Here is a 16,125-nt window from a genome sequence, read left to right on the forward strand (position 1 = left end):
ATCACATCAGGATGAAGGAGGCGCGCCGCGTCTCGTCAAACTGCAGGCTATTCACTGAAAGGGCGCCAATGTCGGGCAGTAGCCCAAGAGTGTGACGCTCCCATACCTCCGAAGGCCCCGCGATATCAGTATCCACGGCATGAATGCGATACACCGGCGCGTAGTCATCCCGTTCGTCCTCGAACGGACAGTCAAGCACCCAGCGCTTTGATGCGCTATCGGTTACCAGCATCATTCGCGGCAGGTCATGGAATCCGCGATACGCCAGGATGCGGTACTGCCCAGGAAGAAGAACCATCGGAACTCTCGGCAAATTCGCGGTTCAGCGGCCGCGTCCGAACAGTACACCCCGCTTCGCCAGCGACGCCACCCGACGGCTGACCAGCGCGTGCAGCTCCGCCAGTTCCGACGCCCGGCCAGCCGTCATGTTCCCGCCAAACAGCACCCGTGACAACGCCGCCTCGTCGCTGTCGTCCGGGTGCTGCCACCGGTCCCGGTACACCTTCTGGCACACCAGCCAGGCCTGCCGCAGCCCCCCACCGGGCAACGGACGGACCACGCGCTCGTAGACGTGCCAGAACTGGTACTCGGCCTGCAGGTCGATCACAGGCGTCACGGACGGCGCCTGCCGGGGCCGTCCCGGGCCCCGGATGTCGAACAACGGTGATCGCGGGTTGTACTGAGCCATGCCGACAGCATGACCCAGCAACATTGTGGGAACCTTGCGTCGCCGCCAGAAAATCCCTGTTGATTGCGCAAGGCGTGTTTCTGGCAGGGGTCAGCTATCCACGCATGGCGTGGATCTACTCAGAAGGTCATCGAGGTACTGAACATCAGCTGCCGTGGCGCGCTGCGCTGCAGGGTCTGGTAATCCCCAGAGAACGACGAGCCGGCGATGGTGGCGGTGCCGATGTTGTGGCGGTTGAACAGGTTGCTCACGTCCAGCCGCAGCTCCAGGCCGGGCACGGCGCTGTCTGCACCGAAGCGGTAGGCGGCATAGGTGTTGACCTGCCAGAAGGTCGGCACGCGGATGTCGTTCTCGTAGGTGAAAGGCTGGCGCAGGTACGAGGTGCTGGTTGCACCAAAGCGCCAGTCACCGAAGTGCGCGGACAGGTCGCTGACCAGCGAGATCTGCGGGTAGCCCGGCTGGGCATTGCCCTTGATCGGGTACACCGTGTCGCCCACCACGAAATCACTGTCGTAGTACGAACGGGCTACGGCCACGCCCTGATAGAACTGCAGGTGGTCGGTCAGGTCGGCGGTGATGCCGAGGTCGGCACCGATCACATGCATCTTCGGCATCAGCCGCACGGTGTTGATCTGCGCGAACTGGGTACCGATGGCGGCCGACAGCAGGCGGTTGCGGATGTCGTTGTAGAACACGTCGCCGGTGATCGTCAGCCGATCGAAGCGATGCGACGCGCCTACGGTGAGGTTCCAGTTCTTCTCCGGGCGCAGCGTGCCGGCCACACGGTCGAACTCTTCCTGGTCGGTGATGGTCCATGCCGAGGCGGTGTAGCCGATGTTGCCGCGCTGGGCCACGCGGTAGCCGTTCATGGTGTTGGCCAGGTCGATGAAGGCGTCGGTGGATTCGGTCGGGCTCCAGAACAGCGAGACGTGCGGCAGGAAGTTGCTCTTCGCGCGCAGCGTGCCGTTCACCGGCCGGTCCTTGGCATCACCGAGGCCGCCACCGCGGGTGAGGAAGTCCACGGCCTTGAAGCCGACACCCAGCTTCAGCGTGTCGTTCAGCACGATGTCGTCCTGCAGGTAGAACTGGCGCGAGCGGGTCACCCAGCTCGATGCGTTGTCGGTCTTGAACGCGGGGCCGTACACGTCGAACGGGCCGGTGGCCTTCAGCGGCGGGCCCTCGCCCAGCAGCGGCTGCTGGTACCACTCGGTCTTGGCCGCGGCCTTGCTCTTCTCCTGCCAGAAACCGGCAGTGAAGGTGTGCGCGCCGGTCTCGAACTGCAGGTTGACCATGCCGCCCAGGCGGTTGAGGCGCGGCGTCTGTACCTGTTCGGAGAACGGTGCGCCGTTGGGCGACGGTACGGTCGGGTCGGTCAGCGTGGCCTGGGTGTGGCTGTTGGCGTTGTACAGCCGCACGTTGCCACTCAGCGCCGGGGTGATCTGGAAGCGATGGTTGATCGACGACACGCGGTCGCGGGTGGTCTGGCCGGTGTCGTACGGAATCAGTTCGGACAGCTCACTGCAGGTGTAGGCGCCGCAGGATTTGTCCGCGTTTTCCGGCGAGGCCACGTACCACGCCCACGCATAATCGGGATAGAAGATGTCGGCCTTCCAGCCCAGCTTGCGGATCATGTCGAAGGAGATGTTGTTGTAGCCCCAGACCTTGGCCTTGCTGTCGGACAGGAACACGGTGACATCGCCCCAGGCGACGTCCTGCTGCAGCTTCAGGTCGCCGCGCAGGAAGTTCTGCGTGCCCTCGCCCTGGTACTTGTCGGCGGACACGCGCTGCAGGTCGACCAGCACTTTCGGGCCATGCTCACCGAGCTGGCCGCTCTGCCCGGACACGGTGGTGACCAGCGTGTTGTTGCTGCCCACGCCCTGCTTCACGCGCAGGCTGGGCGTGTCCTGCAGCTCGCGCAGGCGGTATTCCAGGCTGCCGCCGTTGACGCTGCTGGAGAACACGCTGACCGGTGCGCCGCCAGGGCTGACCGTGATCGCGCCGATACCATCGGGCACGCCCACGTTCACCACGCTGGTGCCGGTGAGCGAGAGGAAGCCGTTGTCGTTCAGCGGCACGCCTTCGAAGGTGATGCCCATTTCGTTCATGCGGAAGCCGCGCACGAACAGGCTGGTGGCGGAGATATCCAGGCCCAGCCCGTCGGTGGCGGTGTAGCTGGCGCCCGGTACCTGCTTCAGCATGGCCAGGCCGTTGTTGCCGGTGACCATCGCGTCGAGGTCTTCGGCCTTGATGATGTAGCGGTTGGGGCCGATCACCTGGGTCGGTGCCACGGCCGCACCGCGCGGTGTGGCGATGACCTGCAGGGCGTTGAGTGTAGTGGGCGTGTCGTGCGCGGCATCGTGCGTTTCCGCGGCGTACGCAGGTGCGGTGGTGGCCGCGATGATGGCCAGGGCGAGGCGCGTCGTGGGTGGGGTGTTCATGGGCAGATCCAGGATGTAGGGAGAGAGCGGCGCAGGTGCACGGCCAGCGCGTTGCAGCACCGGTGTCGGCGCCCTGGCTGGCGATGCGATTGCGTTGGGGGTGACGGCGCAGTGCGCGCCGGTCAGTGGCAGAGGAGGACGATCCTCTGCCTCAGAATTCGATGGCGTGATTTCGACGTGCGAAATTCTTGCATCGCGCTGCCGCATCCGCCATTGCGCGGTGGTACAGCGCGAATGGCGATAGGGATGGGTGGGTTATACGTGGGTATAGCCCCGGCGTGGTCGGGGCCGACCTTGGTCGGCGCTTGCCGTCTGCGTGTGCCAACCAAGGTTGGCACCTACCGGGGCGGATGAGGTTGGCAGCTACCTGGACAGCTGACCGCGCGGTTACTGCAGGACGAAGCGCTCGATCGCCCGCGCCACACCTTCATCGGCGTTGCTGGTGGTTTCAAACCGCGCCACCGCCTTCACAGCATCAATGGCATTGCCCATCGCCACGCTGGTACCGGCGTACTGCAGCATGGTCAGGTCGTTTTCCTGGTCACCGATGGCCATCACGTTGGCGCGATCGATGCCCAGGTGCTCGGCCAGCTTCTGCAGGCTCGGGCCCTTGCCGGCGCGGCGGTCGAACACTTCCAGGAAGAACGGCGCGCTCTTAAGCACCGCGAAACGCTCGGTCAGTTCGCTGGGCAGGCGCGCGATGGCGGCATCCAGCACGTCGGGCGCGTCGATCATCATCAGCTTGATGAAGGACATCGACGGGTCCATGTCTTCCACGCGGCGGTAGGACAGCGGCATCCGTGAAAGATGCGAGTCGGCCACGGTGTAATAGCTGATGTCCTGGTTGGGCGTGTACATGCGCTGGCTGTCCAGCGCCTGGAAGTGCACGCCCACTTCGCGGGCCACCTGCTCGCAGAACAGGAAGTCGTCGAAGCTGAGCGGATACTCGACCACGGTTTCGCGCGTGCCGATGCGTTGCACCAGGCCGCCATTGCAGGCGATGCAGTAGTCGTCGTCGCCGGTGATGCCCAGCTCGTGCAGGAACGGTGCCAGGCCGGGAACCGGGCGGCCACTGGTCAGCACGATGTGCACCCCCAGCGCGCGCGCCTGCGCGATGGCCTGCTTGGCCCGGGCGGTGAGCGTGTGGCTGGGGTCCAGCAGGGTGCCATCCATGTCGATGGCGACCAGTTCGATGGTCGATTGCCTGCGGCCCATGTCCATTGCGTTCAACTCGTGCGGGGCACGCCAGTTTACCCCCTCATGCCCGGTTCACCTCTTTGCCCACGTTGGCCGGGATACTGCGGGAGCCTGTGCGTCCCCCACCGCAGGACGGCCCGCTGACCGCCCTTCCCTGGAGAACCTTGCGACGCATGACCTACCGTGCCCCCGAAACCAACGACAGTGCGCCTCTGGCCCAGCAGATCGAGCAGATGATCGACGAGCTGCCCGGCGAGCAGGTCAGCGTCGGCACCCTGCTCAGTGCGCTGGGCGATGAAGGCCTGCTGCTGATCGTGATCCTGCTCTCGGCCATCTTCATCATTCCGGTGTCGATTCCCGGGCTGAGCACCGTGTTCGGCGCCTCGATCCTGCTCATCGGCCTGAGCCGGGTGCGCAACCGCCCGCTGTGGGTGCCGCAGAAGCTGGCGCGCCGCGAGATCGCCGCCGACAAGCTGAAGGCCAACCTGGGCCGTGCGCTGAAGTGGGTGCACCGCATGGAGCGGCTGTCGCGGCCGATGCGGCTGGCGGTGATGGTGCGCTCGAAGAAGATGATGCGCCTGAACAACCTGATGCTGGTGTTCGCGACCCTGCTGCTGATGGCGCCCGCCGGACCGATTCCTTTCAGCAACACGCTGCCGGCGCTGGCGCTGATGGCCTTTGCAATCGGCTTCATCCAGCGCGATGGCGCGGCGGTGGCGGCCGGTTACGGCTTCGTGGTGGCCACGGTGGTGTATTTCGGCGTGCTGCTGGGCGGCGTCGGGTTTGCTGCCGAGTCGGTGTTCAGCGGGTTCCGCAGCAGTACTGCGGAACTGTAGAGCCGAGCCCATGCTCGGCTTACGCGCGCACCGCGCGGGTTTCCGTGCACCGAACGAAGAGCAGCCGAGCATAGGCTCGGCTCTACAGAACTACTTGGCCGACACCCGCCACACCACGTCGCCCACGTCGTCGGCGACCAGCAGCGCGCCCTCTGCATCCATGGCCATCCCCACCGGCGCACCCATCAGCGTCTTCTCGTCCTTCGAGGCGAAGCCGCTGACCACGGTCTGTGGCCGCCCGGTCGGCTTGCCGTCCTTGAACGGTACGTAGACCACTTCGTAGCCACTTAGTGGCGAACGGTCCCAGCTGCCGTGTTCGCCGATGAAGGCACCGCCGTGGTACTGCGCCGGCAGTGCCTGGCCGGTGTAGAACAGCAGGCCCAGCGGCGCCACGTGCGAGCCGATGGCGTAGTCCGGCACGATCGCCTTGGCCACCAGGTCCGGCCGCTGCGGCTGCACGCGCTCGTCCACGTGCTGGCCGTAGTAGCTGTAGGGCCAGCCGTAGAAGCCATCTTCCTTCACCGAGGTCAAGTAATCAGGCACCAGGTCGGCACCGATCTCGTCGCGCTCGTTCGCCACCGCCCACAGCTTCCCGGTGCTCGGCTCCCAATCCAGGCCGGTGGGATTGCGGATGCCCGAGGCGAAAATGCGGCTGCCACGGGTGGCCACGTCCACTTCCAGCACCACCGCGCGACGGTATTCCACGGCCAGGCCGTTCTCGGTGATGTTGCTGTTGGAGCCCACGCCTACGTACAGCTTGCTGCCGTCGCGGCTGGCCAGCAGCTCCTTGGTCCAGTGATGGTTGATGGTGCTGGGCAGGTCGGTGAACTCGCGACCCTTGTCGGTCATGCGGGTTTCGCCGGGCACGTAGTGGAACTGCACGATGTTGCCGGTGTTGGCCACGTACAACGTGTCACCGATGAGCTGGATGCCGAACGGCGAATGCAGGCCCTCGATGTAGACGTGCTGGGTCCAGGTGTTCGTTCCCGGCGTGCGGCGCAGCAGGGTAACCCGGTTGCCACCCTTGCCGGCCTTGCCCGAGCGCGCCTTCACCTTGCCAGCGATCCACTGCTTGGGTGTGGTCACCGGTTCTTCGCCGGGGCCGTTGCCTTCCACCACCAGCACATCGCCGTTGGGCAGGGTCAACAGCCGGCGCGGATGCAGCAGGTTGGCGGCGATGCGCTCGATCTTCAGGCCCTCGGCCACCGTGGGCGACTGGCCGTCGGCCCAACCCACGCCACGGGGCACCTGCATCGGCGGCATCAGGAAATTCTTCGGCGCCGGCAGCGGCGGCTTTGCGCCGGACTGGTCGGCGGGGTGATATTCGGCCTTGCCCGCGCAGGCCGAAAGGGTGACGGCCAGTGCCAGCGCGGCCACGGTGGGCAGGATGTGCTTAGCCATGACGACCTCCCTGCAGCACCGGCGGCTGCAGTGACAGCAGGATCAGGCCCAGGGCGATCAAGGCCACGGTCAGCGCCGACAGGATCGTACCCGGCACTGCAACGGCATAAGCATCGCGGCTGTGCACGAAGGCGTTCCAGATGGCCAGCACCACTGCGACCAGATTGAGGAAGAAGTCGATGCGATCGATGCGGGTGGCCGTGCCGTTGCGGCGCCAGACCGTGAACAGGTTGATCAGGCGCGGAATGATGGCGATCAGCAGGCCGAAGGTGATCAGCCAGGCGGCGGCCTTGCCCCACATCACCTCGGCGCTGTTGAGATAGATCGCGTCGAAGATCAGTGCGCCGACGAAGAAGCCGAAAGGTATCGGGTTCAACAGGCTGAACAGCGTGGTGCCAAGGCCGCGATGGGCCTGGGCGAGCGGATTGACCATCATCGTGCTCCGACGCGGAAGGGTGCACGGGCTGTAGTAGCACAGCCGGATGTGAGGGCGCGCGATGACACTGCTTGTGTAGAGCCGAGCCCATGCTCGGCTGCTTTACACACGGGACCGTCCGATCAACCGAGCATGGGCTCGGCTCTACAGGAACGCGCAGTCGTCATTACCCCGCGGCATAAGCGTTTGTGACGCAATCGGCACATCTGCAGATTGGGTGTGTGAAGAGGTAGGGGGTTGTTCGTTGTGTCGCGTTTGGCTCGTTGCGATGGGGCAGTTCCGCCCCGCCGTCCTGCCATGCCGATTCACAACAGAAGGATTCGTGTATGAAGCGACACACGCAACGCTCCGCGCCACCGCGCTCCGCGCGCCTGGCCCTTGCCACTGCCCTGGTGCTGGGCAGCCTGGCCGTCACCGCCCAGGCCCAGCAGGCCGATCCGCTGGCCGGGCGTCAGTGGCATCTGCTCAACACCGGGCAGGCTGTACTGGGCGATACCCTGCCGGTGGCCGGCAACGATCTCAACGTGGATGGCCTGTTCCGCAATGGCATCCGTGGCCAGGGCGTCACCATCGCCATCGTCGATGACGGCCTGCAGATCGCCCACCCGGACCTGGCTGCCAACGTCGCGGCGGTCGCGGGCAAGAATTTCGCCAACCAGAGCAACAACCCTTCACCGTCCAATCCGGACCGCGACAATCACGGCACCATGGTCGGCGGCATCGCCGGTGCGGTGGGCGCCAACAACCTGGGCGTGCGCGGCGTGGCCTCGGCGGCCACACTCAAGGGCTTCAATTTCCTGGCATCCAATGCCCAGGGCAATTCGAACTCCAACATCGAGTACTCGTGGTGGGACGGCGCCGAAGTGGCCGACGTGGGGGTCTTCAACAACAGCTGGGGCTCCAGCCCGGGCAACCCCAACCTGCCGTTGGCCTACAGCCAGAACGACATCACCGCCTATGAGCAGGCCATGTCCGGCACCCGTGGCGGGCGCGGTGGCATCTACGTGAAAGCCGCCGGCAACAACCACAACAACGGCGCACGCTCGGATGGCACCGACATCTGCTCGGCAGACACCAAGAACCGCAACACGGGCTGCATTCCGGCCGGCCGCGATCCGCGCAACAACCTGTTCAACGTGATCACTGTTGCCGCCGTGCGCGCCGATGGCGTGCGCTCGTCCTACTCGTCCACCGGCTCGGCGCTGTGGGTGTCCGGCTTCGGCGGCGAGAATGGCTGGCAGCGGCAGGTCGTGCCGGGGCAGCTGGCGATCCGCTACGATCCGGCCATCCTCACCACCGACGTCACCGGCTGCGCGCAGGGCAGCAACAAGAATACGAGCCTGCGCAACACATTGGACGGCGACCAGTCCGCCATCGACAGCACCTGCAACTACACCGGCAAGATGAACGGTACCTCGGCGGCCACGCCGATGGTGTCGGGCGTGGCGGCACTGCTGCTGGAAACCAATCCAAACCTGTCCTACCGCGATGTGAAGTACATCCTGGCCACCACCGCCACCCGCAATGACCCGAACCGGGCGGCGGTCACGCACTCCGATGGCCGCGTGCTGGTGCCGGGTTGGACGGTGAATGCCGCCGGCCGCGCCTACAGCAACTGGTACGGCTTCGGCGTGGTCAACGCCGCCCGTGCAGTAGAGGTCGCCGAGAACTTCCAGTCGCTGGGTGCATTGGTGGACAGCGGCTGGCGCAACACGACGCGCACCGTAGCCATCGGCAATACCTCGGCCGCTGCTGCTCGCCTGACCTTCCAGCTGGCCAATGGCGCGCGCAACATCGAAAGCGTGCAGCTCGGCTTCCGGGTCAATCACAGCAATACCCGCCAGCTGCAGTTCGTGCTGGTCTCGCCCAGTGGCACGCGCAGCGTGGTGCAGCCGGCATTCACCGCGATCGGCTCTGGCCTCAATGGTGTCCAGCGCAACTTCACCAACTGGGACCTGCTGTCCAGCAATGCCTTCCTGGATGAGAACGCCACGGGCACCTGGACGCTGGAAGTCACCGACCTGGGGCAGGCCGCGAACGCTGCATCGCGTGGCAACCTCGAATTCTTCAAGATCCGCGTTCTGGGGCACTGATGATGAAGACGACCATTCTGTTGAGCACCCTCGCCCTCGCGGCGATGACCACCACCGCCTGGGCACAGAGTTCGGGCCAGACACCTCCGGCGAAGACCTTGTCGACCGTAGACACGCAGCAGTTGAAGGCGGAGGCCACCGGCCGTTCGTTCAATGTGGGCGGCGCGCGCTTCCAGCTGGCGCCGTCGGCAACCGTGCAGCCGGCCAGCGGCGGCCAGTTCCGGATCACGACCGGGGCTGATGCCAGGGCGGCGGCCGTCGGTACCCGCAGCAAGCGGTCCACCGATGCGTCTACCGGTGTGGTCGCACGTGCAGATGCCGGCGCCAGCAAGTTTGCGGCCGCTGTCTCCAACGATGGCGCGCCGGTAGTGGCGACCTCGCGGGTCAAGGTGTTCTTCACCGATGCGGCCTCGGCCCAGCGTGCGGCCACCGCCACCGGCGGCACCGTGGTGAAGGTATCCAAGGCCTCGGGCCGCGCGATTGTGGAGTACCCGTCGGTGAACGCGGCGCTGGATGCGACCACCAAGCTGCTGTCGACCGCCGGCATCAAGGCGGCCGAGCCGGACGTGGTGCAGTGGGAAGAAACCAAGTAAGGCGTTGAGTGGTGCCCCCGGCCGGTTGGCTCTCCTGGCCGGCCGGGGGATGGGTGTGGGGGGATGTGCCGACCAACGGTCGGCACCCACGTGTCGACCAAGGTCGACACCTACCGGGGCAGCGTGCGCGACGAACAGGCGGCATCAGCCGCGCATGGCCCGGGATTACCGGGCGGCGAGTGTGTCGCTGTGCTTGCGGCTGCAGCTGGCCAGTGCGTCGTTGCCGGCGGCTGGATGAGCGGGCTCCAGCAGCAGGCGCTGCACGTCGGAGAACAGCTTGTCCACCGGCATGCCATAGGGCGCGAACAGGCGCAGTCGGCCCTGGCGGTCGAACACGTAGCCACCGGCGATGTGGCTCATGGTGTAGGTCTCCGGCACCTGGCCGGGTTCCTTCTCGTAGAACGCCTTGAAGTCGCTGGCCATCGCGGCCAACTGCGCTTCGTTGCCGACCAGTGCGATCGCCTTGGGGTCGAAGGCTTCCACATAGGTGCGCGCAACCTCCGGCGTATCACGCGCCGGATCGACGCTGACGAACACCACCTGCAGCTGGTCGGCATCCTTGCCCATCAGGTGCTTCACCTGGCTCAACTCGACCATGGTGGTCGGGCACACATCCGGGCAGCTGGTGAAACCGAAGAACAGGTAGGTCACCTGCCCCTGCAGGTCCTTCGGGCCACGCACGGTGCCGTGGCTGTCGGGCATCGACCACTGCTGGCCAAGTTCTTCGCAGGCGATGTCCTTGGAGTAGAAGTCCATGCGCGACTGCGCACTGCAGCCAGCCAGCAGGCCGATGGCCAGGCCTGCCAGCAGCGGCAGGCGGAAACGGGGAGAGAACAACGAACGGACAACAGCAGCAGGACGCTTCACGGGTACCACCAACGCAGATGCGGGCGGGGTCTCGGTCAGGCCTGCCCTTGGGGGAAAAGAGGACTGAGGTGCCGGGGTGATCGCGCGATCCGTGCCGATCACCCCGGCCACGGTCAGTTGATCATCATGTGGTAGTGCATGCTCCAGATGATCCATACCGACAGCGCGACGATGATGAACAGGATCACCAGGGTGAACACGAAGCTGGCCAGGTTCCAGCCACCTTCGGACTTGCGGTCCATGTGCAGGAAGTAGACCAGCTGCACCAGGATCTGCGCCACCGCGAAGCCGACCAGCAGGAACAGCGTGAGCGGCCGCGACAGCACCGGGTTCATCACCAGTGCGAACGGCACCACGGTCAGCAGCGCACACAGCACGAAGCCGATCAGGTAGGACTTGGTGGAGCCGTGCGCATTGCCGGCGCGCGAAGTTTCGACGTGGGCCATGTCAGAAGGCTCCGATCAGGTAGACGAAAGTGAAGACGCAGATCCACACCAGGTCCAGGAAGTGCCAGAACAGGCTCAGGCACGACACGCGGGTGATGTTGGTCGGGGTCAGGCCACGGCGGTAGACCTGGTGCATGACCACCGCCATCCAGATCAGGCCGCTGGCCACGTGCAGGCCGTGGGTGGCGACCAGCGCGAAGAACGCCGACAGGTAGGCACTGGTGCTGGGGCCTGCGCCTTCGTGGATCAGGTGCGAGAACTCATAGATCTCCATGCCGATGAACGAGGCACCGAGCACGAAGGTCACGCCCAGCCAGCGCAGCACCGCCGAGGTGTCGTGGCGGTGCATCGCCAGTACGGCCTGGCCGTAGGTGATGCTGGAGACCAGCAGCAGGAAGGTCTCGGCCATCACGAACGGCAGCGAGAACAGCTCCTTGCCGGTGGGGCCGCCGGCGTAGGCGGTGCTGAGCACCGCGTACGAGGCGAACAGCGAACCGAACAGCACCAGGTCGGACATGAGGTAGACCCACATGCCGAACACCTTCATGCCGCCCTGCTCGTGGCTGTGGTCGTGTTCGTGGTGGTCCTCGTGTGCCTGCGTGCCGGTGGCCAGCTCGGGGCGGGTCAACAGGTTCATGCGCGTACCTCCTTCAGCTTGGCAAGGTTGGCCGCTTCAGTGCGCGCCACCTCTTCGGAACTGACGTAGTAGTCCACGTCCTCGTCGTAGGACCGCACGATCAGGGTCACGATCATCGCGATGAAGCTGGCCGCGGCCATCCACCAGATGTGCCAGACCAGGGCGAAGCACAGCACCAGGATCCAGATGTTGAGGATCAGCGGCACGCCGGTGTTCTTCGGCATGTGGATCGGTGCGTACTTCTTCGGCGGCGGCGGCAGGCCGCGCTTCTTCGCTTCGTGGAAGGCGTCCAGCTCATCGGCCTTGGGCACCACCGCGAAGTTGTAGAACGGTGGCGGCGACGGCGTGGCCCATTCCAGCGTGCGCGCATTCCACGGGTCGCCGGTCAGGTCCAGGTTGCGCTTGCGGTCGCGAACGCTCACGTAGATCTGCACCAGCATCAGGATGATGCCCGCGAACACGAACAGCGCGCCGATGAAGGCGGCGATCAGGTACGGCGTCCACGCCGGGTTGTCGTACTGGTTCATGCGACGGGTCATGCCCATGAAGCCCAGCATGTACAGCGGCATGAAGGCCAGGTAGAAGCCGATCACCCAGCAGGCGAACGACCACTTGCCCAGGCGCTCGTTGAGGGTGAAGCCGAACACCTTCGGGAACCAGTAGGCGAAGCCGGCCAGGTAGCCGAACAGCGCGCCGCCGATGATGGTGTTGTGGAAGTGCGCGACCAGGAACAGGCTGTTGTGCAGCAGGAAGTCCGCGCCCGGGATAGCCAGCAGCACGCCGGTCATGCCACCGATGGTGAAGGTGACCAGGAAGGCGATGGTCCACAGCATCGGCACGCTGAACTCGACGCGGCCGCCATACATGGTGAACAGCCAGGTGAAGATCTTCACGCCGGTGGGAATGGCGATGATCATCGTCATGATGCCGAAGAAGGCATTGACGCTGGCACCGGAACCCATGGTGAAGAAGTGGTGCAGCCAGACGATGAACGACAGGATGCCGATCGCCAGCGTGGCGCCGACCATCGACTTGTAGCCGAACAGCTTCTTGCGCGCGAACGTGGCAGTCACTTCAGAGAAGATGCCGAACGCCGGCAGCACCAGGATGTACACCTCCGGATGGCCCCAGGCCCACACCAGGTTCACGTACATCATCGGGTTGCCACCCAACGTGTTGGTGTAGAAGTTGAAGTCCAGGTAGCGGTCCAGGGTGAGCGCGCCCAGCGCCACGGTCAGGATCGGGAAGGCGGCGATGATGATCACGCTGGTGACCAGCACGGCCCAGGTGAACACCGGCATCTTCATCAACGTCATGCCCGGCGCACGCATGCGCAGGATGGTGATGAACAGGTTGACGCCGGTCAGCAACGTACCGATGCCGGACGCCTGCAAGGCCCAGATGTAGTAGTCGACACCCACGCCTGGACTGAACTCGATGCCCGACAGCGGCGGATAGGCGACCCAGCCGGTCATGGCGAATTCGCCGACGCCCAGCGAGATCATCATCAGCGCTGCGCCGACCACGAAGATCCAGAAGCTGAAGGCGTTGAGGAACGGGAACGCCATGTCGCGCGCGCCGATCTGCAGCGGCACGATGATGTTCATCAGGCCGACCACGAACGGGGTGGCCACGAAGAAGATCATGATCACGCCGTGTGCGGTGAAGATCTGGTCGTAGTGCTCGGGCGGCAGGAAACCATCACTGCCTGGTCCGGCCGCGGCCAGCTGCGCGCGCATCATCAGCGCATCGGCGAAGCCGCGCACCAGCATGACCAGCGCCACCACCACGTACATGATGCCGATCTTCTTGTGGTCCACGGTGGTGAACCAGTCACGCCACAGCGGGCCCCACAGCTTGAAGTACGTCACCGCGCCGAGCAGCGCGAGGCCACCCAGCACCATGGCCGCCAATGTGACCACGACGATCGGCTCGTGCAGCGGCACGGCCTCCCACGTCAATTTACCCAACATGTTCGTTACTCCTGGGAAACCTGGGCACCGCCGGCAGCGCCCGCCGGGGTAGCAGCTGCGGTGTTCTCACCGACGCCGATGAACTGGTCGATGACCTTCTTGAACAGCAGCGGTTCAACACTGGAGAAGTGCTGCACCGGTGCGTTCTTCGACGGCGCGGCCAGCGCCTTGAACTGCGTGAAGCTGAGCGCGTCGGGCGCGCTGCGCACTTCGGCCACCCAGCGCTCGAAGTCTTCGTTGCTGCTGGCAGTGGCGATGAACTTCATGTTCGAGAAGCCATGCCCGCTGTAGTTGCCGGACATGCCACGGAACTGGCCGGGCTCGTTGGCGATCAGGTGCAGCTGCGTGCGCATGCCGGCCATCGCGTAGATCTGCCCACCCAGCTGCGGGATGAAGAAGGTATTCATCGTCGAGTTGGAGGTGATGTTGAATGCCAGCGGACGATTGGCCGGGAAGTTGAGCTGGTTGACCGTGGCGATGCCCAGGTCCGGGTACACGAACACCCACTTCCAGTCGGTGGCGATCACGTCCACGTGCAGCGGTTCGCCAGCCACGTCCAGCGGCTTGTACGGGTCCAGTTCGTGGGTCGACTTCCACACGATCACCGCCAGCACCGCGATGATGATCAGCGGCACGCCCCAGACCACGATCTCCACCTTGGTGGAGTGCGACCAGTCCGGCGTGTATTTCGCTTTGGTGTTGCCGGCGCGGTAGCGCCACGCGAACACGAAGGTCAGCACGATGGCCGGTATCACCACGATCAGCATCAGGCCGATGCAGATCAGGATCAGGTCGCGCTGGGCGAGCCCGACCATGCCCTTCGAATCCAGCAGCACCCAGTCACAGCCCGACAGGCCGACGCAGGCCAGGGCGACCAGCGCCAGGCGGATGCGGTTCCAGCAGATATTCATTGGAGGTCAACCCTGTTGAAGAAGCGCGCTTGACCGGCTCGCCTGCGCGCAGCGCCCGGGCGTGGAGCGGCTACACTGTGGGTACGAGGTCGCCTACAAGCAGGCGAACCAGTCCAATCAAGCCCATACAAGATACAGCATTGTATGGACTTGTGCATCTGCACGTATGGAAAAATCTGATCGATGACGCCACCTGCCGCCGGCCGCCGCCTGAAACACCCCAATCGCACCTGGGTCCGCCCCTTCCGCGAGGGCGCCGGCCCGCTGTACCTGCAGATTGCCCAGCAGGTGCGCGAGGCAGTGGATGACGGCGTGCTGCGCCCGGGCGACCGCCTGCCGCCGCAGCGCGACCTGGCCCAGCAGGTGGGTGTGGACCTGACCACGGTCACCCGCGCCTTTGCCGAACTGCGCCAGGCCGGCCTGCTCGACGCGCAGGGCGCGGGCGGCACCTTCATCGCGCTGTCGGCCGGCAACCGCAGCACCTCGGTCGACCTGAGCATGAACATCCCGCCGCTGCTGGGCAGCGCGCACTTTGCACAGGGCATGGAGGCCGGTTTCCAGCACGTGGGCCAGCAGCTGGGCCAGGGCGAACTGATGAGCTACCACGTTGGCGCCGGCACCCGCGAGGACCGCGCCGCCGCCGTACAGTGGCTGTCACCGATGCTGGGTACGGTCGGCACCGACCAGGTAGTGATCTGCCCCGGCGCGCAGACTGCACTGTGTGCGCTGATCCTGGCCCGCACCCAGCCGGGCGAGCTGATCGCCGCCGAGCAGCTGACCTACCCGGGCCTGCTGGCGGCCGCGCGCGTGCTGCAGCGGGGCGTAGTGCCGGTGGCGATGGACGCCGAAGGCATGCTGCCCGATGCGCTGGAAGAAGCCTGCCAGCTGCGCCGCCCGCGCCTGCTGTATCTGGTGCCGACCATACAGAACCCGACCACGGCGACGATGTCGGCACAACGCCGGCAGGCCCTGCTGGCGGTTGCCAAGCGCCACGATCTGACCGTGATCGAAGACGATCCCTACTGGTTGCTGGCCGGGGACGCCGCGCCGCCGTTGGCCACCCATCGCGACGCCGGCTGCCCGGTCTACTACATCTCCACCCTGTCCAAGTGCCTGGCCCCGGGCCTGCGCACCGCTTACCTGGTGGTGCCGGCCGGCGAGCCGATGGAGCCAGTGCTGGACGCCCTGCGCGCGATCGCGCTGATGCCGACCCAGTCGATGGTGGCAGTAGCCTCGCAGTGGATCCGCAGCGGCCAGGCCCAGGACATGGTGCAGCGCTTCCAGCAGGAACTGCGCGAGCGCCAGGCCATTGCCGCGCAGTACCTGCCGTCCCGTGCCCAGGCGCATCCGGCCGGCCTGCATGTGTGGCTGCCGCTGCCGCCACGGCTTGACCAGTACCGGCTGATCCAGGCCGCGCAGGAACAGGGCCTGGGCATCGCCAGTTCCGACGCCTTCAGCGTGGAAGAACCGCCGCCGGGCAACGCCATCCGACTGTCGCTGGGCGGCGCGGTCGACCAGGGCGCGCTGGCCGGGGCGCTGGCCAAGCTGAACGAGATCCTGTCTGAAGCCCCCGAGGCCCGGCACAGCGCCATCGTCTGAGTCGTCCACG

The 16,125-nt window shown here is 65.6% G+C and carries 15 protein-coding genes; 4 read left to right on the forward strand and 11 right to left on the reverse strand.

Features of this window, described 5'->3' with window-relative positions; all coding sequences use genetic code 11:
• Nucleotide 1 precedes the first annotated feature (1 nt).
• From M1L61_RS21655 to yidA, 4 genes are all read right to left on the reverse strand, one after another.
• Complete coding sequence (locus M1L61_RS21655) at nt 2–298, reverse strand: hypothetical protein (RefSeq protein WP_031269210.1); 297 nt, start codon at nt 296–298, stop codon at nt 2–4.
• A gap of 24 nt (nt 299–322) precedes the next feature.
• Nucleotides 323–712: a hypothetical protein gene (locus tag M1L61_RS21660; RefSeq protein ID WP_049411955.1), complete on the reverse strand. Its 390-nt coding sequence runs from the start codon at nt 710–712 to the stop codon at nt 323–325.
• Between the two features lie 95 nt (nt 713–807).
• Nucleotides 808–3,126 carry a TonB-dependent receptor gene (locus M1L61_RS21665; protein WP_248854088.1) on the reverse strand — a complete coding sequence of 773 codons (2,319 nt, stop codon included), beginning with the start codon at nt 3,124–3,126 and terminating at the stop codon, nt 808–810.
• 387 nt (nt 3,127–3,513) lie between these two features.
• A complete protein-coding gene (gene yidA / locus M1L61_RS21670; protein ID WP_049453999.1) occupies nt 3,514–4,347 on the reverse strand; it encodes a sugar-phosphatase in 834 nt (277 codons plus the stop codon).
• Between the two features lie 149 nt (nt 4,348–4,496).
• Here yidA and M1L61_RS21675 point away from each other — a divergent pair, with 149 nt between their 5' ends.
• The gene (locus tag M1L61_RS21675; protein WP_248854089.1) at nt 4,497–5,159 is read left to right on the forward strand and encodes an exopolysaccharide biosynthesis protein; all 663 of its coding nucleotides are present in this window, start codon (nt 4,497–4,499) and stop codon (nt 5,157–5,159) included.
• Between the two features lie 90 nt (nt 5,160–5,249).
• Here the strand turns inward: M1L61_RS21675 and M1L61_RS21680 are convergent, their stop codons facing one another.
• On the reverse strand, nt 5,250–6,560 hold the full coding sequence (locus M1L61_RS21680; RefSeq protein WP_248854090.1) for a sorbosone dehydrogenase family protein: 1,311 nt from the start codon (nt 6,558–6,560) through the stop codon (nt 5,250–5,252).
• Nucleotides 6,553–6,993, reverse strand: a complete 441-nt coding sequence (locus M1L61_RS21685; RefSeq protein WP_010482106.1) for a DUF2231 domain-containing protein — start codon at nt 6,991–6,993, stop codon at nt 6,553–6,555. The genes M1L61_RS21680 and M1L61_RS21685 overlap by 8 nt, the downstream gene beginning before the upstream one ends.
• Nucleotides 6,994–7,322: 329 nt before the next feature.
• Here M1L61_RS21685 and M1L61_RS21690 point away from each other — a divergent pair, with 329 nt between their 5' ends.
• Nucleotides 7,323–9,089, forward strand: a complete 1,767-nt coding sequence (locus M1L61_RS21690) for a S8 family serine peptidase (protein ID WP_010482107.1) — start codon at nt 7,323–7,325, stop codon at nt 9,087–9,089.
• Nucleotides 9,089–9,682 (forward strand): hypothetical protein, encoded by a 594-nt coding sequence (locus M1L61_RS21695; RefSeq protein WP_010482108.1) that lies wholly within the window; start codon nt 9,089–9,091, stop codon nt 9,680–9,682. Before M1L61_RS21690 ends, M1L61_RS21695 begins: the two co-directional genes overlap by 1 nt.
• A gap of 165 nt (nt 9,683–9,847) precedes the next feature.
• Here M1L61_RS21695 and M1L61_RS21700 read toward each other — a convergent pair whose 3' ends face one another.
• From M1L61_RS21700 to cyoA, 5 genes are all read right to left on the reverse strand, one after another.
• Nucleotides 9,848–10,519, reverse strand: coding sequence for an SCO family protein (locus M1L61_RS21700; RefSeq protein WP_010482109.1), 672 nt, complete (start codon nt 10,517–10,519; stop codon nt 9,848–9,850).
• A gap of 143 nt (nt 10,520–10,662) precedes the next feature.
• On the reverse strand, nt 10,663–10,995 hold the full coding sequence (gene cyoD, locus M1L61_RS21705) for a cytochrome o ubiquinol oxidase subunit IV (protein WP_005411473.1): 333 nt from the start codon (nt 10,993–10,995) through the stop codon (nt 10,663–10,665).
• 1 nt (nt 10,996) lies between these two features.
• Nucleotides 10,997–11,632 carry a cytochrome o ubiquinol oxidase subunit III gene (gene cyoC, locus M1L61_RS21710; protein WP_010482111.1) on the reverse strand — a complete coding sequence of 212 codons (636 nt, stop codon included), beginning with the start codon at nt 11,630–11,632 and terminating at the stop codon, nt 10,997–10,999.
• Nucleotides 11,629–13,605: a cytochrome o ubiquinol oxidase subunit I gene (gene cyoB / locus M1L61_RS21715; protein WP_248854091.1), complete on the reverse strand. Its 1,977-nt coding sequence runs from the start codon at nt 13,603–13,605 to the stop codon at nt 11,629–11,631. The genes cyoC and cyoB overlap by 4 nt, the downstream gene beginning before the upstream one ends.
• A gap of 5 nt (nt 13,606–13,610) precedes the next feature.
• Nucleotides 13,611–14,516 (reverse strand): ubiquinol oxidase subunit II, encoded by a 906-nt coding sequence (cyoA, locus tag M1L61_RS21720; protein WP_010482114.1) that lies wholly within the window; start codon nt 14,514–14,516, stop codon nt 13,611–13,613.
• 183 nt (nt 14,517–14,699) lie between these two features.
• Here cyoA and M1L61_RS21725 point away from each other — a divergent pair, with 183 nt between their 5' ends.
• Entirely contained in the window at nt 14,700–16,115 is a 1,416-nt protein-coding gene (locus M1L61_RS21725; RefSeq protein WP_248854092.1) for a PLP-dependent aminotransferase family protein, read from the forward strand.
• Nucleotides 16,116–16,125 lie beyond the last annotated feature (10 nt).

This window comes from Stenotrophomonas sp. NY11291 (assembly GCF_023277365.1).
Lineage (GTDB): Bacteria > Pseudomonadota > Gammaproteobacteria > Xanthomonadales > Xanthomonadaceae > Stenotrophomonas > Stenotrophomonas geniculata.

Bases quoted from the DNA above. Each gene is read 5' to 3' on its own strand.
- M1L61_RS21655 (WP_031269210.1), bottom strand. From the start codon at position 298: ATGGTTCTTCTTCCTGGGCAGTACCGCATCCTGGCGTATCGCGGATTC.
- M1L61_RS21660 (WP_049411955.1), bottom strand. From the start codon at position 712: ATGTTGCTGGGTCATGCTGTCGGCATGGCTCAGTACAACCCGCGATCA.
- M1L61_RS21665 (WP_248854088.1), bottom strand. From the start codon at position 3,126: ATGAACACCCCACCCACGACGCGCCTCGCCCTGGCCATCATCGCGGCC.
- yidA (WP_049453999.1), bottom strand. From the start codon at position 4,347: ATGGACATGGGCCGCAGGCAATCGACCATCGAACTGGTCGCCATCGAC.
- M1L61_RS21675 (WP_248854089.1), top strand. From the start codon at position 4,497: ATGACCTACCGTGCCCCCGAAACCAACGACAGTGCGCCTCTGGCCCAG.
- M1L61_RS21680 (WP_248854090.1), bottom strand. From the start codon at position 6,560: ATGGCTAAGCACATCCTGCCCACCGTGGCCGCGCTGGCACTGGCCGTC.
- M1L61_RS21685 (WP_010482106.1), bottom strand. From the start codon at position 6,993: ATGGTCAATCCGCTCGCCCAGGCCCATCGCGGCCTTGGCACCACGCTG.
- M1L61_RS21690 (WP_010482107.1), top strand. From the start codon at position 7,323: ATGAAGCGACACACGCAACGCTCCGCGCCACCGCGCTCCGCGCGCCTG.
- M1L61_RS21695 (WP_010482108.1), top strand. From the start codon at position 9,089: ATGATGAAGACGACCATTCTGTTGAGCACCCTCGCCCTCGCGGCGATG.
- cyoD (WP_005411473.1), bottom strand. From the start codon at position 10,995: ATGGCCCACGTCGAAACTTCGCGCGCCGGCAATGCGCACGGCTCCACC.
- cyoC (WP_010482111.1), bottom strand. From the start codon at position 11,632: ATGAACCTGTTGACCCGCCCCGAGCTGGCCACCGGCACGCAGGCACAC.
- cyoB (WP_248854091.1), bottom strand. From the start codon at position 13,605: ATGTTGGGTAAATTGACGTGGGAGGCCGTGCCGCTGCACGAGCCGATC.
- cyoA (WP_010482114.1), bottom strand. From the start codon at position 14,516: ATGAATATCTGCTGGAACCGCATCCGCCTGGCGCTGGTCGCCCTGGCC.
- M1L61_RS21725 (WP_248854092.1), top strand. From the start codon at position 14,700: ATGACGCCACCTGCCGCCGGCCGCCGCCTGAAACACCCCAATCGCACC.